This is a genomic window from Salinisphaera sp. Q1T1-3 (assembly GCF_003602005.1).
Taxonomy (GTDB): Bacteria; Pseudomonadota; Gammaproteobacteria; order Nevskiales; family Salinisphaeraceae; genus Salinisphaera.
In genome coordinates, this window is record NZ_QZWD01000003.1 from 141780 (window position 1) to 162405 (window position 20626).

17 protein-coding genes and 1 riboswitch are annotated in these 20626 nt (G+C 63.4%); of the genes, 11 read left to right on the top strand and 6 right to left on the bottom strand.

Annotation, left to right across the window (positions count from 1 at the left end; all coding sequences use genetic code 11):
- The first annotated feature begins 10 nt into the window (after window positions 1–10).
- On the top strand, window positions 11–673 hold the full coding sequence (locus D3260_RS04425; protein WP_120097365.1) for a TetR/AcrR family transcriptional regulator: 663 nt from the start codon (window positions 11–13) through the stop codon (window positions 671–673).
- 129 nt (window positions 674–802) lie between these two features.
- Here the strand turns inward: D3260_RS04425 and D3260_RS17625 are convergent, their stop codons facing one another.
- The 5 genes from D3260_RS17625 to D3260_RS04445 form a co-directional block, all read right to left on the bottom strand.
- Complete coding sequence (locus D3260_RS17625; RefSeq protein ID WP_199671355.1) at window positions 803–991, bottom strand: hypothetical protein; 189 nt, start codon at window positions 989–991, stop codon at window positions 803–805.
- Entirely contained in the window at window positions 982–1701 is a 720-nt protein-coding gene (locus tag D3260_RS04430; RefSeq protein WP_199671356.1) for an alpha/beta fold hydrolase, read from the bottom strand. Before D3260_RS04430 ends, D3260_RS17625 begins: the two co-directional genes overlap by 10 nt.
- A gap of 161 nt (window positions 1702–1862) precedes the next feature.
- Window positions 1863–2675: a MerR family transcriptional regulator gene (locus D3260_RS04435; protein ID WP_120097366.1), complete on the bottom strand. Its 813-nt coding sequence runs from the start codon at window positions 2673–2675 to the stop codon at window positions 1863–1865.
- A 54-nt stretch (window positions 2676–2729) separates the two neighbouring features.
- Window positions 2730–3377, bottom strand: a complete 648-nt coding sequence (ribB, locus tag D3260_RS04440; RefSeq protein WP_120097367.1) for a 3,4-dihydroxy-2-butanone-4-phosphate synthase — start codon at window positions 3375–3377, stop codon at window positions 2730–2732.
- A gap of 80 nt (window positions 3378–3457) precedes the next feature.
- Window positions 3458–3602, bottom strand: a riboswitch (FMN riboswitch).
- Window positions 3603–3733: 131 nt separating this feature from the next.
- Window positions 3734–4795: a ferritin-like domain-containing protein gene (locus D3260_RS04445; protein ID WP_199671357.1), complete on the bottom strand. Its 1062-nt coding sequence runs from the start codon at window positions 4793–4795 to the stop codon at window positions 3734–3736.
- A gap of 419 nt (window positions 4796–5214) precedes the next feature.
- On the opposite strand from D3260_RS04445, the gene tkt reads away from it, so the two are divergent.
- The 6 genes from tkt to D3260_RS04475 all read left to right on the top strand — a co-directional run bounded on the left by tkt (window position 5215) and on the right by D3260_RS04475 (window position 12479).
- The gene (gene tkt / locus D3260_RS04450) at window positions 5215–7218 is read left to right on the top strand and encodes a transketolase (RefSeq protein WP_120097368.1); all 2004 of its coding nucleotides are present in this window, start codon (window positions 5215–5217) and stop codon (window positions 7216–7218) included.
- 58 nt (window positions 7219–7276) lie between these two features.
- Window positions 7277–8284, top strand: a complete 1008-nt coding sequence (gene gap / locus D3260_RS04455; RefSeq protein ID WP_120097369.1) for a type I glyceraldehyde-3-phosphate dehydrogenase — start codon at window positions 7277–7279, stop codon at window positions 8282–8284.
- A gap of 136 nt (window positions 8285–8420) precedes the next feature.
- Window positions 8421–9596, top strand: a complete 1176-nt coding sequence (locus D3260_RS04460) for a phosphoglycerate kinase (protein ID WP_120097370.1) — start codon at window positions 8421–8423, stop codon at window positions 9594–9596.
- 12 nt (window positions 9597–9608) lie between these two features.
- Window positions 9609–10454, top strand: coding sequence for a MoxR family ATPase (locus tag D3260_RS04465; RefSeq protein ID WP_199671366.1), 846 nt, complete (start codon window positions 9609–9611; stop codon window positions 10452–10454).
- Between the two features lie 14 nt (window positions 10455–10468).
- Window positions 10469–11662 carry a VWA domain-containing protein gene (locus D3260_RS04470; RefSeq protein WP_120097372.1) on the top strand — a complete coding sequence of 398 codons (1194 nt, stop codon included), beginning with the start codon at window positions 10469–10471 and terminating at the stop codon, window positions 11660–11662.
- A gap of 70 nt (window positions 11663–11732) precedes the next feature.
- Complete coding sequence (locus D3260_RS04475) at window positions 11733–12479, top strand: vancomycin high temperature exclusion protein (RefSeq protein WP_158583391.1); 747 nt, start codon at window positions 11733–11735, stop codon at window positions 12477–12479.
- A gap of 144 nt (window positions 12480–12623) precedes the next feature.
- Here the strand turns inward: D3260_RS04475 and D3260_RS04480 are convergent, their stop codons facing one another.
- Window positions 12624–13274, bottom strand: coding sequence for a TetR family transcriptional regulator (locus tag D3260_RS04480; RefSeq protein WP_120097374.1), 651 nt, complete (start codon window positions 13272–13274; stop codon window positions 12624–12626).
- Window positions 13275–13386: 112 nt separating this feature from the next.
- Here D3260_RS04480 and D3260_RS04485 point away from each other — a divergent pair, with 112 nt between their 5' ends.
- From D3260_RS04485 to D3260_RS04500, 4 genes are read left to right on the top strand one after another with little or no spacing between them, the layout of a single operon-like run.
- Window positions 13387–14649 carry an efflux RND transporter periplasmic adaptor subunit gene (locus tag D3260_RS04485; protein ID WP_120097375.1) on the top strand — a complete coding sequence of 421 codons (1263 nt, stop codon included), beginning with the start codon at window positions 13387–13389 and terminating at the stop codon, window positions 14647–14649.
- A 14-nt stretch (window positions 14650–14663) separates the two neighbouring features.
- A complete protein-coding gene (locus D3260_RS04490) occupies window positions 14664–17876 on the top strand; it encodes an efflux RND transporter permease subunit (RefSeq protein ID WP_120097376.1) in 3213 nt (1070 codons plus the stop codon).
- Window positions 17869–19479, top strand: coding sequence for an efflux transporter outer membrane subunit (locus D3260_RS04495; protein ID WP_158583392.1), 1611 nt, complete (start codon window positions 17869–17871; stop codon window positions 19477–19479). Before D3260_RS04490 ends, D3260_RS04495 begins: the two co-directional genes overlap by 8 nt.
- 15 nt (window positions 19480–19494) lie before the next feature.
- A complete protein-coding gene (locus D3260_RS04500) occupies window positions 19495–20616 on the top strand; it encodes an ABC transporter permease (protein WP_120097378.1) in 1122 nt (373 codons plus the stop codon).
- Window positions 20617–20626: the final 10 nt, after the last annotated feature.

Genomic DNA, 20626 nt, shown 5'->3' on the forward strand with positions numbered 1-20626 from the left:
CGTGTAGGTCATGACCGATACGACAACCGACAAACCGGCGCGTGGCGGTCGCGACTACGCTGGCAGGTCGCTTGCCCAGCGTCGTGCTGCACGACGTGATGCGTTGATCGGTGCCGGCGTGACGGTCTTCGGCCGCGATGGCTTCCGGGCGGCGACCGTGAAAGCGATCTGTCGCGAAGCGGGTCTGACCGAGCGATATTTCTACGAGTCGTTCGTCAACAACGAGGACCTGTTCGCCACGGTCTACAAGCGCCTGATCGCGGCGCTGGAGACCGCGATGCGCGCCGCCGTGGCTGCGGCCCCCGACGATGCCGAGGCCATGTCTCGGGCGGCTTTGGATGTCTATTTCCGGCACATGGCCGATCCGTTGATCGCGCGAATCGTGCTGATCGAGATCTTCGGCATCAGCCCGACGATCGACCGGACCTATCGCGCGGTCACGCTCAATTTCGCGCGCCTGACCGAGGAACTGACGGCCCGGATATTCGACCCGCAGGCCCTGCAACATCACGGCGCCACGCCGCGCCTGTTGTCGATGGGGCTCGTCGGTTCAACCATTCATATCGCGATGTACTGGAACCTCAACGGTTATCGCGAATCACACGACGATGTGGTCAATTCGGCGCTCGCGGTCTATCGCGCGCTGGCCGACTCGATCAATATCGGCGAGTGAGGCGGGCGTCCGGGGCGGGGGACGCACGCCAGCGCATGCCCGACCGGTGAGCGACGGCCATGGTCCGCTACCGTCAGCCAGTCGGCCGGCACTCATCCGAGCGCGGCTGTGCGCCGACCCGGTCGTCGATCAGGCCGCGTAACCGGCGTTGGCCTTGAAGTGTTCCCGGCAGCGCGCCGCCACCGTGGGGGCATGAGTCATCACCGCCCAGTGACCGGCTTCGATCTCGTCGACGCGCAGCTTTTCGACCCAGGGGGCGACATCACGCACGAAGCCGCGGCCGACGAATGGATCGCGCGTGGCGACGATCAGCTGCACCGGCAAGTGTGTCGGGCGGTGCCGCGGGCGACAGAGTCGGGGCAGTACATTGGCGCGATAGAGCTTGATGCCGTAGGCGCCGTCCGACACCCAGGTGGGGGCGACCGGCAGCGACTCGCCCGCAAGGCGGGCCAGCGCGGGGCGATGAAATGCCGCCATCCCAGGGCGCCGAGACCCGGTACCTGGAACAGGCCGATATACCAGGATCGGCGCAGCTGACGCATGACCCTGGCACGCTCATCGGTCCAGCGTCGCCGCAGACCGTGACCGACATGATCGAGACACGGCCCGGAAAGGCTGGTATAGCTTGCAATCCGGCGGCTCAGGGCCGTGTCCGTGACGGCCTCCCAGCTGCCGATCGAGCCCCAGTCGTGGCCGATCAGATGCACGGCGCGCCCGTCCGGGCAGGCCCAGTCCAGAACGGTCGCGAGATCGTCTCGCAGATGGGATAGCCGATAGGCCCGGGTGGCTCGCGGTCGCGACGAGCGCCCGGCGCCGCGCACGTCGTATCTTATACAGTAGTAGTCGCCGCTGAGTTCGTGCGTCAGCCGGTCCCAGACGCCGGCGGTATCCGGATAACCGTGCACCATGACGACCCTCGGATGGCCGGGGTCACCGTCGGTGTAGCAGGCCAGCGTGACGTGCCCGGTATCGATCAGCGCATCGGGCTCGCGTTCGGTGCGTATCCGGTTGGGTTCCGAATCGGGCATGTCGAATCTCGATGCGATGTTGACATCGAAAAATGGCACAGAGGGTCCAGAGCGGCAAGACACGGCGTCGGCTCGCGTTCCCGCGGGTCTCTCGACATTGGCAGGATATCGTCATCCGGATGCGATGCCCGATTCCCCGCGCCGCGCATCTCGTGTCGATATCAGTCTGTCGTGTTGTCGGAACCGTCCTTGTCGTGGAGATGTTCCATGATCATGGCGAGCCGGTCGCCGAGATGCTGATCGGCCGAGTTGGCCATGGCACGCGCGACTTCCGGCAATACGGCCATCTCGACGAGCGGGCGCAGCCGCCATACCAGATCGGCCAGCGATGACAGATCCTCGCTGGGGGGCAGCTGGCCTTCGCCGTAACGATCGAAGACATGTCGGGCCACCAGCTTGACCATGGCATCGGAGGCCTGTTCGACGTTGGCGCGCAGATGGCCGACCACATCCAGCATGTCTTCCAACGGGATGCCGGCGCGTACCAGCTCGGCGCCGGCATGCAGCATGCGCGGGCTCGGCACCCGGAATCGCATACCTTCAGGACGCAGGACATCGAGCTCGATCGCCTTGTTGAGCGCCCGGCGCGAAAAGTTGCCCTGAAACATCCGGAGCAACTGCGGCATGGTCATGTAGTCCGGCAGTTCGTCGGACCAGGGCGTGGCGACCGCCGTCTCGAGTCCGAGCAGCGAGCCGATATCGTTGCCACGCTCCCAGGATTCGATCAGTTCGCCGATGTTCGACAGCGTGTAGCCGCGCTCCAGAAGCCGGTTGATGATGCGCAGTCGCGACAGATGCGCGTCGTTGTAGATGCCCTTGCGTCCCCGGCGTTCCGGCGGGGGCAACAGGCCGCGATCTTGGTAGGCACGGATGTTGCGCACGGTCGAACCGGTCTTGGCGGCCAGTTCGTCGATCGAGAATTCCGGGCGGGCCAGCGTGTCGGGACCGGCGATGTCAGGGAAGGGTTCGGTCATCACCCAAGGATAGCCGCCGGGATAACGTGCGTCATCCCGGCGGGGTGTGCGCTGTCACGCGCGAAGACGGTCTTCGTCGGCCTGCCGTCGATAGTGGGCGAGTTCGTCGATCGTCAGCACCGGCATATCGTGACGTTCGGCATATGCGGTGATCGCGTCGTTGTCGGCCATGGTGCCGTCGGGATTCATCAGTTCGCAGAGCACGGCCGCCGTGCGCATGCCGGCCAGCCGGGCGATATCCACGGCACCTTCGGTATGACCGCGTCGGGCGAGCACGCCTTCGTCGCTGGCCCGAAGCGGGAAGATATGGCCCGGACTCACGATGCGAGCGCTGCCATCGAGCGCGCCCAGGGCGGCCTGGATGGTCACGAGCCGGTCGGCGGCCGAGACTCCAGTGGTTACGCCGTCAGCGGCTTCGATGCTGATGGTGAAGCCAGTGTGATTCTTGCTCTGGTTATTGGACACCATCGGCACCAGGCCGAGCGCATCGACATCGTCGGGCAGAAAGCACAGGCAGACGATGCCGGAGCCATCGCGGATCATCTTGACCATCGTGTCGAGACGCAGGTTCTCGGCCGCGGCCACGATATCGGCTTCGTTCTCGCGATCGGAGTCGTCGAGCAGCAGAACCGGCAGACCGGCCTGATAGGCCGCCACCGCGGCGGCGATACGCGGGTAATCGGCAAAGGAATGATCGGACATGAAACGTTCTCGCTGTTTTGAGTCAACGTTTCAGGGCATGCGAGCACGCCCTGCGACGAGCGTCGTCGCGATGCGCGATCCCGCGTCTTCTTTCATCCGGACTGTGACCGTCGGCTCTGGCCTCTCACCAGATCTGCTGACCTTTCGATACGTCGAAAGCGCTCGTGGGCTCGGCTCGAAAGCCATACCACCGGTGGGGAATTGCGCCCCGCCCTGAAGACGGTTTCGAGTATAGCCCATCCCTGAAGGGGCCGCAGCGGATTGGCGACGAAAAACGACCCGGTCGCAATGGCCGGGTCGTATTGTGGCAACGACGGCATCCGCGGACGCTGCCGTCTTCAAGCCACAGCGCGGGATCAGCTGTCGTCGCCGCTCTGATCGGCGCTGGCGGTCAACGTGCCTCGTGTGCCGTTCGGGAAGAAGCCGCCGCCGCTGCCCATCTCGCCGCCACCCGGTTTCTGTTGCGGCGTCAGATAGACGATGTTGTGAACCTGCTGCGGGGATCGGCTGTACGTGATGCCGTTGTCGTCGGTCGGTACGATGTTGGTCGCACGATAGTTTGCCCCGTAAATCGAGACCATGGTGTCGGCGTTGCCGATGCCCTGATCGAGATCGTCGTCGCCGTCGAGGCTGTCGCGGGCGTCGGAAATGGCATTGATGGCCTGGCCGATGGACAGGCCGGTGTCGCCGAGCGACTGGTCCATGCGCGAGGTCAGCACCGTACGCACGAGGCCCGCGTGGTAGCCCTCGACGGACAGGATGCCGGCGGCGGCGGTCAGCAGGTCCCGGTTGCGCAAGAAGCGCGCGCCGCCCTTGTAGGCCGTCACGCCGACATCCTCGAAGATGAAGGCCCCGATCAGGAAATTGATCGGTCCGGCGAACGGGTCGAAACTGCTCAGGCCGGCGGCCTGGGCCGCGGCGTTGAAGGCGTCGGTGAAATTGATCGCCGGGCGGGCGATTACGCCATCGCCGAGGCCGGAGCGAAGGAATTGCACATGATCGAGCTCGTCGCCTGCGATTTCGGCGGCGTATCGGCCGATCAGGGGCTCGCTCGAGAAATCGACCTGTCGTCCGCCGACCACATCGCCGGGCGATTGGCTGGACCCGTTGATGTCGTCTGTCTGCAGGCCCATGCCGGTGACGGCGCGAAGATAGTATTCGGCTTCCAGATATTCGAGGTTGAGTGCGAACTGCAGAACGGCTGCATCGCCCGGGCCGTCATCCGGTGTGTCGTCGTTGTTCTGGGCCACAGCGACACTGTTGCTGTCGCTACAGGCGCCGAGCAGGGCGCTGCCGACCAGGCCGGCGGTATACATGCCGCTGTGGGCCAGAAAACGGCGCCGACTACGGCTCAGTGGGCCACCGGTCGTACTGTCGATGATCTTCGGACTGTCGTTCGTGCGTGCCGGGTCCGTCATGTGTTGATCCTCCCCCGAGTCGGGTTATTCGTATGTTCTTTGGATAACGTCGACGCGCCTGGCCGGCGTCGATGTCACGGGCGATCGCCAGATCGCCTGTCGGATCGACGCTAGCACAATAAAAAATATTAAAAGTCAATCATTGGTCGTGGAAAATATTTTTAATTACATTCTAATAGTTGCCGTTTAAATGGTGTCGCGCTAACTGGTTGATCCGAGAGTATCCGCCGGTTGGTGGTCGTTTTGATTCGGCTATCGCAGCTCGTTTTTCGATTGCGAAAAGCAATGCCAGGAGGTGCTTCTGGTACCGGTTTTTCCTCCATCGGGCCCGGTGACGGCGGTTGACAGGCTGCTTGTTGCTCGGGTGGGCGCGTTGCCTGACAATGGCCCTCTTCAAAAAAACTAGCCGTGGAGTGGAGATGCCAGAACGTCGTGATCTCGCCAATGCGATCCGTATTCTTTCGATGGACGCTGTCCAGCAGTGCGGCTCGGGTCATCCCGGCATGCCGATGGGCATGGCCGATATTGCTGAAGTACTGTTCAATGACCACCTGAAGTTCAACCCGACCAATCCCGACTGGTTCGATCGCGACCGGTTCGTGTTGTCCAACGGTCACGGCTCGATGCTGCAGTACGCCGCGCTTCATCTGAGCGGCTACGATCTGTCGATCGACGATCTCAAGCAGCTGCGACAGCTGCATTCGCGTACGCCGGGCCATCCCGAGAATACTGAAACGCCCGGTGTCGAGACGACCACCGGCCCGTTGGGTCAGGGGCTTGGCAACTCGGTTGGCATGGCTCTGGCCGAAGCCAGCCTGGCGGCGCATTTCAACAAGGACGGCCACGAAGTCGTCGATCATTACACTTATTGCTTCGCCGGCGACGGTTGCATGATGGAAGGGGTCTCCCACGAGGCCTGTGCGCTGGCCGGCACACTGGGGCTCGGCAAGCTGATCGTCTTCTATGACGACAACGGCATCTCCATCGACGGCGAAGTGAAGAACTGGTTCACCGACGACACCGCCAAGCGCTTCGAGGCTTATGGCTGGCAGGTGATGCGGGATGTCGACGGGCATGACGCCGATGCCATCAATGCCGCCATCGAGGCGGCCAAGAACGAATCGTCGAAGCCGACACTGGTTTGCTGCAAGACCGTGATCGGCTTCGGCGCGCCGAACCTGGGCGGTACGGCCAAGGCTCACGGCGCCGCGCTCGGCGACGACGAGATCGCCGCGGCCCGCAAGGAACTGGGCTGGTCCGACGAGACCCGTTTTGCGATCCCGGACGATATCTACGCGGCCTGGAACCATCGCGACGCCGGCCAGAAGGCCGAATCGGACTGGAATCAGCGTTACGAGGCGTTCTCCCGGGCCGCCCCCGAGCTTGCGGCCGAATTCGTGCGTCGCACCAACGAGCGCTTCCCGGACAACTGGGCCGAGACCGCCACGCAGTTCATCGAGCAGACGCAGGCCGAGGGCAAGCGCACTGCAACGCGCAAGTCCTCCAAGGCTGCGCTCGGCGCCTATGCGACGGTCCTGCCGGAACTGTTCGGCGGCTCGGCGGATCTGAGCGGGTCGAACGGCACGGATTTCGACGGCTACCAGCCGGTCTCTGCTGCCGACAAGACCGGCAACTATGTCTGCTACGGCGTGCGCGAGTTCGGCATGTCGGCGATCACCAACGGTCTGTCGCTGCACGGTGGCCTGATTCCGTTCGGTGCCACGTTCCTGACCTTTTCCGACTATGCGCGCAACGCGGTACGCATGGCTTCGCTCATGAAGGCGCGCAACGTGTTCGTCTATACCCACGACTCGATCGGGGTCGGCGAGGACGGGCCCACGCATCAGCCGATCGAGCATGTGGCTTCGTTGCGGCTGATTCCGGGGCTGCACGTCTGGCGTCCGGGCGACGATGTGGAAGTGGCCGTGGCCTGGCGTGCCGCCATCGAGCGCGCCGACGGTCCGGTGGCGCTCGCGCTGTCGCGTCAGGACACCGATCATCAGGATCGCGATGCCGAGGCCGTGGCCAACATCGCGCGCGGCGGCTATGTGATCAAGGACACCCAGGGCAAGCCCGATGCGATCGTCATGGCGACCGGCACCGAGCTCGAGCTGGCGGTCAAGGCAGCCGACCGGCTCGCCGGTGAAGGCGTGGCCGTGCGCGTTGTGTCCATGCCGTGTCTGGATGTGTTCGTCGACCAGGACACGGCCTATCGCGAATCGGTCCTGCCGGCCGACATCAGCGCGCGCGTGGCCGTCGAGGCCGGGGTCAGCGATTCCTGGTTCCGCTATGTCGGTGCCACCGGCGAAGTGGTCGGCGTCAACCAGTTCGGCATGTCCGGCCCGGGCGACGAAGTCTTCAATGCGCTCGGTGTGACCGTCGATGCCGTGGCCGACGCCCTGCGTCGTCAGGTCAAGGGTTGATCGACCCCGCCACCTGCGCCAGATTTTCAAACGTCATCAACGTGAGGAGTTAATCCACATGGCAGTCAAGATCGGAATCAATGGCTACGGCCGCATCGGGCGCAACGTGCTGCGGGCGCTCTATGAGGCCGGCCGCACGAATGAGCTCGAAATCGTCGCGATCAACGATCTGGGCGATGCGAACATGAATGCGCATCTGACCCAGTACGACACCGCCCATGGCAAGTTCCCGGGCGAAGTCAAGGCTGAGGGCGAAGATCTCGTCGTCAACGGCGACAAGATCAAGGTGCTGTCCGAGCGCAATCCGGCGGATCTGCCCTGGGGCGATCTCGGTGTCGAGGTGGTGCTGGAGTGCACCGGCCTGTTCGCCAGCGAAGAGAAAGCGAGTGCGCATCTGAAGGGCGGCGCCAAGAAGGTGCTGGTCTCGGCGCCGGCCGGCGACATGAAGACGATCGTCTACGGCGTGAACCATGAAACGCTGACCGCCGACGACAAGATCGTCTCCAACGCCTCCTGCACGACGAACTGCCTGGCACCGCTGGTCAAGCCGCTGCATGAGGCCTTCGGTATCGAGTACGGGCTGATGAACACCATCCACTCGTACACGAACGACCAGGTGCTATCGGACGTCTATCACAAGGACATCCGTCGGGCGCGCAGCGCGACTCAGAGCATGATCCCGACCAAGACCGGCGCGGCGGCCGCCGTCGGCATGGTGTTGCCGGATCTCGACGGCAAGCTCGACGGCTTCGCCGTGCGCGTGCCGACCATCAACGTCTCGTTCGTCGATCTGTCGGCGACGGTTCGCCAGGACGTCACGATCGAGCAGGTCAACGAAGTCCTGAAAAACGCTGCCAACGGCGAACTCAAGGGCGTGCTGGCCTACACCGACGAAGAGCTGGTGTCGCAGGACTACAACCACAATCCGGTGTCCTCGACGGTCGATTCCAAGCTGACCAAGGTGGCCGGCGGTCGCCTGATCAAGGTCTGCTCCTGGTACGACAACGAATGGGGCTTTTCCAACCGCATGCTCGACACGGCACTGGCCATGGCCAAGGCCGGCTGATCGACCGGTTCATCGCCCAGACTGCAAAGGCCGGACACTGTCCGGTCTTTGCGTTTGTGGGCCTCTGATACCCCTTGCCGGCCGCTGCGCCACCGCGCCGACGCGGCCGATCACGAATTCAAGAATGGTGTAAGACATGACCCTGCTTTCGATGGACGATGTCGAACTCGCTGGCAAGCGCGTGCTGATCCGCGAGGATCTCAACGTCCCGATCAAGAACGGCGAAGTCGCCTCCGCCGCCCGCCTGCGGGCGTCCCTGCCGACGATGAAGAAAGCGATCGAGGCGGGCGCGCGCGTGATGGTCACGGCTCATCTGGGCCGGCCAACCGAAGGCGAGCCCTCGGAGGCCGATTCGCTGGCGCCGGTGGCGCGCTGGCTGTCGGCCGAACTCGGCTTTGAGGTGCCGCTGGTCCGTGACTGGCTCGACGGCGTCGATGTGGCCGAAGGGCAGCTCGTGGTCTGCGAGAACGTGCGCTTCAACGTGGGCGAGAAGGGCAACGATGAAACGTTGGCCCGGAAGATGGGCGCGCTGTGCGATGTGTTCGTCATGGACGCGTTCGGCACGGCGCATCGTGCCCAGGCCTCGACCGAAGGCGTGGCCCGCTTTGCGCCGGTGGCCTGTGCCGGCCCGTTGCTGATGGCCGAGGTCGAGGCGTTGACGGCGGCGATGGATGATCCGAAGCGGCCGCTGGTCGTGGTTGTCGGCGGCTCCAAGGTCTCGTCCAAGCTGGCGCTGCTCAAGTCCCTGTCCAAGCTGGCCGACCAGCTGATCGTCGGCGGTGGGATCGCCAATACCTTCCTCGCCGCGGCCGGGCATGACGTCGGGGGATCACTCTACGAGGCCGATCTGGTCGATGAGGCCAAGGCCATCCTGGCCGATATCCGCTCGCGCGGCGGCGATATTCCGTTGCCGGAAGACGTGATCGTGGCTAACGAGCTGTCGGAGCATGCCAAGGCAGCCGAGCGTGCCATCGACGCGGTCGGTTCCGACGAGATGATCCTCGATGTCGGTCCGAAGGCGCGTGCGGTGGTGTCCGACGTGCTCAAGTCGGCCGGCACGATCGTCTGGAACGGCCCGGTCGGCGTGTTCGAGATCGATGCCTTCGGCGGCGGCACCAAGGCCTTGTCCGAAGCGATCGCTGCATCCGCGGCGTTCTCGATCGCCGGCGGCGGCGACACGCTCGCTGCGATCGAGAAATACGACGTCGGCGACGATGTCTCCTATATCTCGACCGGCGGCGGTGCCTTCCTCGAGTTTCTCGAGGGCAAGACGCTACCCGCGATTGCCGCGCTGCGCGACCGCGCTGGCTGAGGGGGCATGAGCATGGATTTTGTCGGCACCGAGCGCTATGTCGCTACCGATGCGCTCAAGATGGCGGTCAACGCTGCTGCCACGCTGTCGCGTCCGCTGCTGATCAAGGGCGAGCCGGGCACCGGCAAGACCATGCTCGCCGAGGAAGTCGCCGCCGCGCTGGGCAAGCCTCTGTTCGCCTGGCACGTCAAATCGACGACCAAGGCGGCTCAGGGGCTCTACGAATACGATGCGGTCGCGCGGCTGCGCGACTCGCAGCTGGGCGAGGCGCGGGTCCACGATATCGCCAACTACATCGTGCCGGGGCCGCTCTGGTCGTGTTTCACCTGTGACGAACAGCCGGTGTTGTTGATCGACGAGATCGATAAGGCCGATGTCGAATTCCCGAACGATCTGCTGCGCGAGCTAGATCGTATGGCCTTCGATGTCTACGAGACACGTCAGACGATCGAGGCCCGGCATCGGCCGATCATCATCATTACGTCCAACAATGAAAAGGAATTGCCGGACGCGTTTCTGCGCCGTTGTTTCTTTCATTACATCGCGTTTCCGGATCGCGAGACGATGCAGGCCATCGTCGATGTGCATTTCCCGGGGCTGAAACAGCGCCTGCTATCCGATGCGCTGGATCTGTTCTTTGATGTACGCGAGGTGCCGGGCATCAAGAAAAAGCCCTCGACCTCGGAGTTGATCGACTGGCTCAAGCTGCTCGTCGCCGAGGATATGCCGGCCGAGGCGCTGCACGCTGCCGACACGGCGAATTCCTTGCCGCCGTTGCACGGGGCACTGCTCAAGAACGAGCAGGACGTGCATCTGTTCGAACGTCTCGCCTTCATGGCGCGTCGCGGTCGACGCTGAGTCGGCGCTCACCCGTGCTCATCGCGTTCTTCCAGGAACTGCGTCGCGGCGGGCTCGCGGTTTCGGTCGGTGAGTTTCTGACCCTGCTCGAAGCACTCGATGCGCATCTGGCCGGCACGAGCGTCACGGCCTTCCATGCGCTGGCGCGCATGACCCTGGTCAAGGACGAGACTCGATTCGATCTGTTCGACCGGATCTTCGGCCATTATTTTCGGGGTATCGAATCGCTCGCCGAGCCCGAAGGCGAGGTACCGGCCGCATGGCTGGAAAAAATGGCCGAGCTCGAGCTCGATGATGCACAGAAACGCCGCGTCGAGGCGCTCGGTGGCTGGGAAGCGTTGATGCAGACCCTGCGCGAGCGCCTGGCAGAGCAGGGCGAGCGTCATCAAGGCGGCAATAAATGGATCGGCACGGCCGGTCGTTCGCCGTTCGGTGCCTATGGCTACAATCCCGAAGGGGTGCGCATTGGTCAGCACACCAGCCGGGAACAGCGTGCCGTCAAGGTTTGGGATAATCGTGAATACGCCGATCTGGCCGACGATCGACAGCTCGGCGTGCGCAACCTTCAGGTCGCGTTGCGACGACTGCGGCGGTTTGCTCGGGAAGGCGCTGCCGATGAGCTCGATCTCGGGGCGACAATCCGGGCCACGGCCCGACAGGGCGGCCAGCTCGATCTGGTGATGCGTCCGGAGCGGCGCAATGCCATGAAGCTGTTATTGCTCTTCGACGTCGGCGGATCGATGGACGCGCATGTCTCGATCTGCGAACAGCTGTTTTCTGCCGCGCGTTCCGAGTTCGCCCATCTGTCCTATTTCTATTTTCACAATTTCATCTATGAATCCGTCTGGCAGGACAATGCCCGGCGCCACAGTGAGCAATGGGATACATCGACCCTGTGCCGAACCTTCGGCTCGGATTACCGCGTGATCATCGTCGGCGATGCCAGCATGAGTCCCTACGAGATCGCCTATCCCGGCGGCTCCGTCGAACATTTCAATGCTGCATCAGGCGAGAGCTGGCTGCGGCATCTGCTGACCGCTTTTCCGCGCACCGTCTGGCTCAACCCCGTGCCGGCCGCGCGCTGGGCGGCCACGCCATCGATCGGCATGACGCGGGAGCTGATGGGCGACCGTATGTTCGCGCTGACGCCGGCCGGACTCGATTTGGCGATCAACGAATTGTCGAGCCCGGCTCAGGCGGTGCGTTGACAAGCCGCGGCTGCGCGACGATTCTCGGAGCCGTATGGGCAAGCGCCGTAGTGCGGCAGGGACGATTCGAATGGGCCAGCGCCATGTCGTGGCGATGATGCGCGCCGCCGCACGGCTGGTCCGAGGGCGCGCAAGCGCTGTGCGCACCGCGCTCTGCGCGCTCGTGAGCCTGGTGGGGTCGCTGGCCCTGATCGCCATCGCCGTGAACGCCTGGGTCATCGAGTCGACGCGGGGCCAGATCTACGATACGCCGGTACACATGCCGGTCTTCGATATCGCGCTCGTGCTGGGTACCAGCCCGTATACCCATACGGGGAATCCGAACCTGCTGTTCGAAAATCGTATCAAGGCGGCTGCGCAGCTCTATCGTACGGGGCGGGTTCGTCATCTGCTGCTGTCGGGCGCCAACCCCAGCAAGGCGTATAACGAACCACAGAAGATGTATCAGGCGCTGCGCCGCAGGGGCGTGCCGGACGAGGCGATGACGCTGGATTTCGCCGGGTTCCGCACGCTGGACTCGGTCATGCGGGCCCGACGGGTGTTCACGCTCACGCATGTGGTGATCGTCTCGCAGCGCTACCATGAATACCGGGCCCTGTTCATCGCCCGTCATACGGGGCTGAGCGCGATCGGCTATACATGGCCGGACGAGGATCGGCGCCAGCCGCTGCGTACTGAAGCCCGCGAGTATTTCGCGCGGATCAAGGCGTTACTCGACCTGTTCGTCTTTCATACCGCGCCGCGGTTTCTGGGGCCGAAGCGGCCGATCAATCTGCAGCCACCCGACATGAGTGGCTATTACGCGCAGCGAGCGTAATGACATGCGACGGTCGCGCGATGTGCTGCATGCCGACCGTGTCGAGGTCGAACACGATGCCGCAGCGGGTCAGCCCGGCCGGCGACAGGTGGACTCGCCGCCGACGTGTCGATCGCTTGCCGCCGGCTGGCGGGACGTTGTCGCTCAGGACGACGTCGCGGTTTGCTCGGGGCTTGGCAGGGGAAAGAGGCCATTCAGAAGCGCCTCGATCTTGGTTTCCGCGCCGTGTTCGACGCGGTAGGTATCCGGATGACGAAGGCTGCATTCATACAGGCCGGCCATGTACGCCATGATCATGTCGGCGATGTCTTCGGCTGTCAGTCCCGCCGGCAGGCTGCGCTGCTCGGCGACTTCGTGGGAAATCGCCACGAGTGCGGCCCGGGTCTCGTCGAACATGGCGGCCAGAAGGCGGGCGCTGGCGGCTTCGCTCTGGTCGATCTCACAGCGATGCAGCACGATATGACAGACGCGCCGGTGCTGATCGTCGGTGGCCAGGCGGTTGACGCCGTGCAGCATCATCTCCTTGAGCAGCTCGAGCGGCGCGGCCCCCGGGATGTGTTCACTCAGGCATTGACGCAGATCGCGCATCGGCATCTTGGTCCGGGCGACCATGGCGGCCAGCAGCGCACTCTTGTCCTCGAAATGCCAGTAGATCGCACCGCGCGTGACATTGGCGCGCTGTGCGATGCGTTCCAGGGAAGCCTTGCCAACGCCGCGATCCAGCATTTCGGCTTCGGCCGCATCAAGGATGTGTTCGCGGGTCTGCTCGGACTCGCTTTTCGTTTTACGTGCCATAACTCGCTCTGTTCGCGCCGCGTCTCCGTCGCCGTGACGCCTATCTTACATACATACGCGAATGTATGTATGATGCGAACGGTCAGGGAAGTCCACCTCAGGGATTCGCGGTATGCGTGATTACCATTTCGGCGTCGCTCGGCGCCTTCCAGTACACCGTGCGCTGTTCGTCGTCATGGCGTCGCTTGCTCTGGCCGCATGCGGTCAGGGCGACGGCGGACAGGCGCAGGGCGGCGGAGGGCAGCAACAGCCGCCCACACCGGTTCAAGTCAAGACACTCCAGCCGCATCAGGTCGATGTGTACGCCGAGTATCCGGGACGCGTCGAGGGCAAGCAGACCGCGCGCATCATCGGGCGTGTCACCGGCGTGTTGCTGGACAAGAATTATCGAGAGGGGTCAATCGTCCACAAAGGCGATCGGCTGTTCACGATCGATCCGAAGCCCTACCAGGCCACGGTCAATCAGCGCAAGGCCGAGCTGTCCAGTGCACAGGCGTCGCTGGCCAATTCGCGGCGTATCTGGAATCGCACGAAGAAACTCTACGATTCCAACGCGGTCAGTCAGGCCGAACGGGATCAGGCTCTGTCGAACTATGATTCGGATCGCGCCAGCGTTCAGCAGGCCAAGGCGAATCTCGACTCGGCTCAGATCGATCTCGGCTATACGCACGTGGAAGCACCGATCACCGGCGTGACCAGTCTGCGCGACATCGATCTCGGTTCGCTGGTCACGGCCAACCAGACCCAGCTGACCACGATCACGCAGCTCGATCCGGTCTATGTCCTGTTCGCGCTACCCGAGGACGATGCCTTCGCCCGACGCAAGGCGCTGTCCGACATGGGCAAGGAATCGTCCGATGCCTCGACTCGCGAGGCCACGATCCTGCTCAATAATGGCCAGCCTTTCCCGTACAAGGCGCAGGTGGATTTCACCCAGAGCACGATCGATCCGGATACCGGCACCGTGCAGCTGCGCGCCGTGGTCAAGAATCCGAACAATGAACTGATGCCGGGGCGTTATGTTCGGACGCGTCTGCGTATTCAGACGCTGGACAAGGCGTTGACCGTACCGGACAGCGCGATTTCGGACAGCGGCCAGCAGGTTCAGGTGTTCGTTGCTCGCAATGGCAAGGCACAGACCCAGGCCGTCAAGCTCGGCCCGAACACCAGCGACGGGCGTGTCATTTCCAGCGGCCTGAAGCCGGGTGACAAGGTCATTGTCAGCGGCATCGGTTCGCTGCAGTCCGGCGCGCCGATCAAGATTCAGCAGGGCGCCGGCAATAAGAACGGCGATCCGGCCTCGAATGGTGGCGCCCAGTCGTCGGGCGATGCGTCCGGCGGCGGTAGCGGCGGCCAGTCCGGGCAGAACAGCTAAGCGAGGACGTACGCGTGCTGTCTAAATTCTTCATCGACAGGCCGGTCTTTGCGACCGTCCTGGCTATCATCATCACGCTGTCGGGTGTGCTGGCGATGCGTTCGCTGCCCATCTCGCAGTATCCGGACGTCGTGCCGCCCGAAGTGGTCGTGCGTGCCAACTATCCCGGCGCCAGTGCCGAGGATATTGCCAAGACGGTGGCCGCGCCCCTGGAGACCGAGATCAACGGTGTCCAGAACATGATCTACATGACCTCGACGTCTTCGGACTCGGGGCAGATGCAGCTCAACGTCACGTTCAAGATCGGCACCGAGCCCGAGCAGGCGACGATCGACGTCAACAACCGCGTCCAATCGGCGCTGTCGCAGTTGCCGGACACCGTGCAACAGACCGGCGTGACCGTGCGCAAGCAGTCCACCAGTATTCTGCAGGTGGTCACGCTGTACTCGCCGAACAAGAAGTTCGATACGACCTACATCAGTAACTACATGCTGGTGTATCTCATCGATCCCATCAAACGACTCGACGGGGTCGGCGACGCGCGTCTGTTCTCGACCGAGGACTACTCGATGCGCATCTGGCTGGATCCGGCCAAGATGGCACGTTTCGATATCACCGCCAGCGACGTCGAGTCGGCGATTCGCGAGCAGAACTCGCAGTTCGCGGCCGGCAAATTCGGTGAGCGGCCCTACGGTGGCGCGGATATCGCCTTCACCTACACGGCCAGCACGGCCGGGCGTTTCTCCAAACCGTCACAGTTCGAAAACATCATTCTGAAGTCGCTCGACAACGGGCGGGTATTGCGGCTCAAGGATGTGGCAAGAGTCGAGCTCGGGGCGCAGTCGTATGCGACGCTGCACAGTTTCAACGGCCAGCCGGCCGTGCCCGCAGCCATCTATCTGCAACCCGGGGCCAACGCGCTCGCAACGGCCGAGCGTGTACGGCACTTGATGGAGGACCTGGGCAAGAATCTGCCCCAGGGTCTGGAATACAAGATCCCGTACAACACGACCCAGTTCGTGCACGCGTCGATCGAAGAGGTGATCTTCACCTTCTTCATCTCGCTGATTCTCGTGCTGTTGGTCATCTATCTGTTCCTGCAGAACTTCTGGGCGACCATCATTCCGATGCTGGCGGTGCCCGTCGCGGTGGTCGGGACATTCGCCGGCATCTACATGCTCGGCTTCTCGATCAACCTGCTGACATTGTTCGGCATGATTCTGGCGATCGGTCTCGTGGTCGATGACGCGATCATCGTGATCGAGAACATCGAACGCATCATGACCGAGGAGAAAGCGCCACCGCGGCAGGCGGCGATCAAGGCTATGGAGGAGGTGACCGGCCCGGTCATCGCTGTCGTGCTCGCCTTGAACGCAGTGTTTGTCCCCGTGGGCTTTCTCGGCGGCCTGTCCGGGCAGATGTACAGCCAGTTCGCGATCACCATCGCGGTCTCGGTGCTCATTTCCGGCTTTGTCGCACTCACGCTCACGCCCGCGCTGTGTGCCCTGTTCCTAAAACCGAGTAGCGATAAGAAGAACTGGTTCTTCCGCAAGTTCAACCAGGGCTTCGACAAGTGCGCCGATGCCTATCTCTGGGGCGTGAACTTCCTGCTCAAGCGCGCGATTCTCGGCCTGCTGCTGTTTGCCGGTGTGATCGGCGCGACCTGGTTCTTCTCGACCCAGGTGCCCAGCGGTCTCATCCCGCAGGAGGACCAGGGCTATATCTTTGCCTACTACCAGCTGCCGCCGGGCGCGTCGCTGCAACGTACGGAAAAGGTCAGCCAAGAGTTCTACAAGAAGGCACGAGCCAACATGAACGGGCTGTCCGGCGTGGTCAGCGTGCCGGGTTACGACTTCCTGGCCAGCGCACCGCGCACCTGGGCCGGCGTCATGTTCCTGACACTGGAGGACTGGGGTAAACGCGATTCGTCGTCGTTCGACCTGGTCAATCAGGCCTTCGGACTCGGCGCGCAGGTGCCCGGTGCACAGGTGATCGCCTTCAACCCGCCGCCGATCATCGGCCTGTCGACGACGGGCGGTTTCGAAGGCTATGTCCAGAGCAAGGAAGGCTCGGATTACAACGCGTTGTTCAAGCAGACGCAGAAGCTGATCGCGGCCGCCAACAAGCGACCGGAGCTCCAGCGGGTCCGTACAACGCTCAACACCGACGTGCCGCGTTACAAGGTCACCGTCGACCGCGAAAAGGCCAAGGAACTGGGTGTGCCGATCGGCGACCTGTTCTCGACGCTGCAGTCGACGTTCGGTCAGCTGTACGTGAACCAGTTCACGTTCCTGGGCCGTAACTGGCAGGTCAATCTGCAGTCCGATGCCGCGTATCGCATGCAACCGGATGATCTGCGTCAGGTGTTCGTCAAATCGAACAAGACAGACGAGATGATCCCGGTGTCGTCGCTGGTCAGTACCAAGCGCACGACCTCGGCCGACGTGGTGCAGCGTTTCAACGTCTTCCCGGCGGCACAGGTTCAGGGGGCTGCGGCACCGGGGTATAGCTCCGGTCAGGCCAATGCGGCCATTCAGCAGGTCGCCTCTCAGGTTCTGGGCTCGAATTACGACTTTGCCTTCACCGGGACGGCGTATCAGGCCCAGCACGTCGGGGATGCTGCAATCATCGCGCTGGTGTTCGGCGTGGTCATGGTGTTTTTGATCCTCGCGGCCCAGTACGAGAAATGGAGTCTGCCGATCGCGGTGTTGACGGCGGTGCCGTTTGCCACGCTTGGCGCGTACATGGCGGTCTGGCTGCGCGGGGTGGATAACAACATCTACTTCACGGTGGGCCTGCTGGTGCTGATCGGACTGGCGGCGAAGAACGCGATTCTCATCGTGGAGTTCGCTGTTCTTGAGAGACAAGCCGGCAAATCCCCCGCCGATGCGGCCTATTCGGCGGCCAAACTGCGTTTCCGACCGATCGTGATGACGTCGATGACGTTCGTGCTGGCCTCCGTGCCGCTGGCTGTGGCCAGCGGGGCGGCCGCCAATAGCCGTATCGCCATCGGTACGGCCGTCATCGGCGGTATGCTGTTCGCCACGTTCTTCGCCATTCTGTTCGTGCCGATGTTCTACGATCTGATCGAGAAGGGATCGGAGAAACTCGCCCGCGCGCGTGGCAAGACTCAGGACGAAGATGAAAACGATGAGTTCGACGATGATTCCCGCCAGCTGTCGCACGACGACGATCAGACCCGGAACAGGGAAGACGACAATGCGTAGTGCCCTGATTCTCTGTGCGGCCGCGTTGTTGGCAGGCTGTGCGGTCGGTCCGGACTATGAGCGTCCCGACATGGACCTGCCGCAGTCGCAGCTGGATTCGACGCTCCTGTCCGCCGATCAACAGCAGAAGCTGGCCTACTGGTGGACCCGGTATAAGGATCCGACGCTCAACAAGCTCATTGACCAGGCACTGGATTCCAACCTCGACATCGCGCTGCAGTTCCAGCGCGTTCGTCAGGCAAGGGCGGAGCTGGGCTATCAGAATGCCCAGCTCTATCCCACCATCCAGGGCCAGGCCCAGGGGCTTCGCGAGCGTGCCAGTTCGGCTACCGGTGGTGCCAGTGGTGGCTCCAGCGCGGGGAGTGGATCGTCGTCTGGTGGCGGTGCCGGTGCGGGCGGCGGCTCGAGTTCGAGCGCTGCTGGCGCCTCGGCTGGCGCCCAGCGCTATAACTATTATTCCGTGGCCGGCACGCTCAACTACGAGCTGGATATCTGGGGCGCGCTGCGACGGTCCGACGAGCAGGCGCGTGCGCAGTTGTTGTCCTCGGCCTACACCGAGGACTCGGTGCGGCTGATGGTCGTCTCCGACGTCGTGACGAACTACATGTCGTTGCGCAATTATCAGCGTCAGATCGACGTCACGAAGAAGACGATCCGTACGCGTGAGCAGGCCTACGCCCTGGATCAGAAGCGTTATCAGTACGGCGCGATCGACAAGTTGACGTTGCTCCAGACCAAGTCGTTGCTCGACTCGGCCCGGGCACAGCTGCCGCCGCTGGAACAACAGGCCAGCCAGCTGCAGACAGCACTCGCCGTGCTGACCGGCAAGACGCCGCGTCAGATCATGACCGCCACCGATATTCCGGACGGTGATTTCGACGACATCACGTTGCCGCAGGATCTGCCGAAGGTGCTGCCCTCGCAGCTCATCGAGCGTCGCCCGGATGTTCGAGCGGCCGAGGCGAGCCTGATCGCGTCCAATGCCAACGTCGGTGTGGCCAAGGCCCGTTTCTTCCCGACCTTCAATCTGTCGGCGATGATCGGTACACAGGCCCTTTCGGTCGACGATCTGTTCGAGCCTTACTCGAAAATCGAACAGGTCGGCGGTTCGATCACGGCGCCGATTCTCGATTTCGGTCGTATCAACTCGCAGTATCGCAGTGCCAAGGCACAGAAGGCCCAGGCCGAGATCCAGTATCGTCAGACCGTGCGCCAGGCGTTCCAGGACGTCCACAACGCCCTGGATGAGGTCAAGTACAGTCGACAGCGCTTCGTCGCGGTCCAGGAACAGGTCGCTTCCTATCGCGATACGTTGCAACTGGCCAATCTGCGTTATCAGGTCGGCCGGACGGATTATTTCGACGTGCTCGATGCCCAGCGGAATCTGTTTTCCAGCCAGCTGAATCTTGCCCAGGCCATTGCCGATCGCTTCACCGCGACCGCTGACCTGTACAAGGCGCTCGGCGGCGGCTGGACGCAGCAGAGCGATTCGCTGGATCCGGCGCTCGAAGAAGTCGCGCATGACTACGACCCGGTGCCGGACGCCAAGGACGGCGCCCACGCCGCGACGGCCAATCTGCCCGTGCCCGGCAACGATCCGTAGCCGGGAGCCCACGGCTTGAGCCAGGCAGAATCCCGGTCGCTCTACGAGGTCTCGCGCGAAGAGAGCCGGACCATACTGCGTCTGCAGGGCGACTGGGGGCAGGCGGCGCGACCGCCTGCCTCGCGGGATGTCGCGGCGCGGCTCGGCGACACCGGTGCGGTGGTGATCGACGGCCAGGGGCTATCGACCGGCCATCCGCGTGTCGCAGCTTTCGTTCACGGCTTGGGACTACGCCTCGACGATGCCGACCGCGCGGTTGAACATCGCGCACTGCCGTCGGATGTGGCGGCGCTGATGGCGCTGTCCAGCGCGGCGCCGCCCCGTGGCGCGCCAGCGCGTCCGCCGGGACTGCTGGCACGGCTCGGGTTGCGACTGAACCGGCGTCTGGTCACCGCACGTGACACGGCCAATCTCGTCGGCCACGCGCTGGCCACGACGCCGGCCCTGGTCTCCGGGCGGGCCCAGACCCGCTGGCGCGATTTCATCGAGCTCGTGCGCGAAACCGGGGCGGCGTCGCTGCCGGTTGTGACCGTGGTCAATCTGTTGATCGGCGCGGTTCTCGGGTTCATCGGTGCCGTTCAGCTCCAGACCTTCGGTGCCGGCATGTATCTGGCGGATCTGGTGGGCATTGCCTCGGCCCGCGAGATGGCGGCCATCATGACCGCGTTCATCATGGCCGGCCGGATCGGGGCCACGTTTGCGGCGCATCTGGCGACGATGGAATCGAACGAAGAGATCGACGCCCTGCGCATGATCGGGGTCTCGCCGTTCGAATTCCTGGCGCTGCCGCGTCTGGCCGCGCTCACTCTGATGATGCCGCTGCTGTTTCTCTACGGCGCAACGCTGGCGATCATCGGTGGCATGGTCGTGGCCAATATCGTGCTCGGTACGCCACCGGCCGCCTTCGCCGAACGCCTGCAGGATGCGATGGGCCTGACCGAGTTCGTGATCGGGTTCGTCAAATCGATCGCGTTTGGCGTGTTGATTGCGCTGACGAGCTGCTACATCGGCCTGAACGCGGGGCGCAATGCGGCCGAAGTCGGCCGTGCGGCAACACGAACGGTGGTTGTCTGTATCATCGGTATCATCTCGATCGATGCCGTGGCCGCTCTATGCACGAATGCGCTGGGTATCTGAGCGTCCGCGT

Excerpts from the sequence above, each read along its gene's own strand:
- D3260_RS04475 (WP_158583391.1), top strand. The coding sequence starts at position 11,733 with ATGGGCCAGCGCCATGTCGTGGCGATGATGCGCGCCGCCGCACGGCTG.
- gap (WP_120097369.1), top strand. The coding sequence starts at position 7,277 with ATGGCAGTCAAGATCGGAATCAATGGCTACGGCCGCATCGGGCGCAAC.
- ribB (WP_120097367.1), bottom strand. The coding sequence starts at position 3,377 with ATGTCCGATCATTCCTTTGCCGATTACCCGCGTATCGCCGCCGCGGTG.
- tkt (WP_120097368.1), top strand. The coding sequence starts at position 5,215 with ATGCCAGAACGTCGTGATCTCGCCAATGCGATCCGTATTCTTTCGATG.
- D3260_RS04435 (WP_120097366.1), bottom strand. The coding sequence starts at position 2,675 with ATGACCGAACCCTTCCCTGACATCGCCGGTCCCGACACGCTGGCCCGC.
- D3260_RS04485 (WP_120097375.1), top strand. The coding sequence starts at position 13,387 with ATGCGTGATTACCATTTCGGCGTCGCTCGGCGCCTTCCAGTACACCGT.
- D3260_RS04425 (WP_120097365.1), top strand. The coding sequence starts at position 11 with ATGACCGATACGACAACCGACAAACCGGCGCGTGGCGGTCGCGACTAC.
- D3260_RS04465 (WP_199671366.1), top strand. The coding sequence starts at position 9,609 with ATGGATTTTGTCGGCACCGAGCGCTATGTCGCTACCGATGCGCTCAAG.
- D3260_RS04445 (WP_199671357.1), bottom strand. The coding sequence starts at position 4,795 with ATGACGGACCCGGCACGCACGAACGACAGTCCGAAGATCATCGACAGT.
- D3260_RS04460 (WP_120097370.1), top strand. The coding sequence starts at position 8,421 with ATGACCCTGCTTTCGATGGACGATGTCGAACTCGCTGGCAAGCGCGTG.
- D3260_RS04495 (WP_158583392.1), top strand. The coding sequence starts at position 17,869 with ATGCGTAGTGCCCTGATTCTCTGTGCGGCCGCGTTGTTGGCAGGCTGT.
- D3260_RS04430 (WP_199671356.1), bottom strand. The coding sequence starts at position 1,701 with ATGCCCGATTCGGAACCCAACCGGATACGCACCGAACGCGAGCCCGAT.
- D3260_RS04480 (WP_120097374.1), bottom strand. The coding sequence starts at position 13,274 with ATGGCACGTAAAACGAAAAGCGAGTCCGAGCAGACCCGCGAACACATC.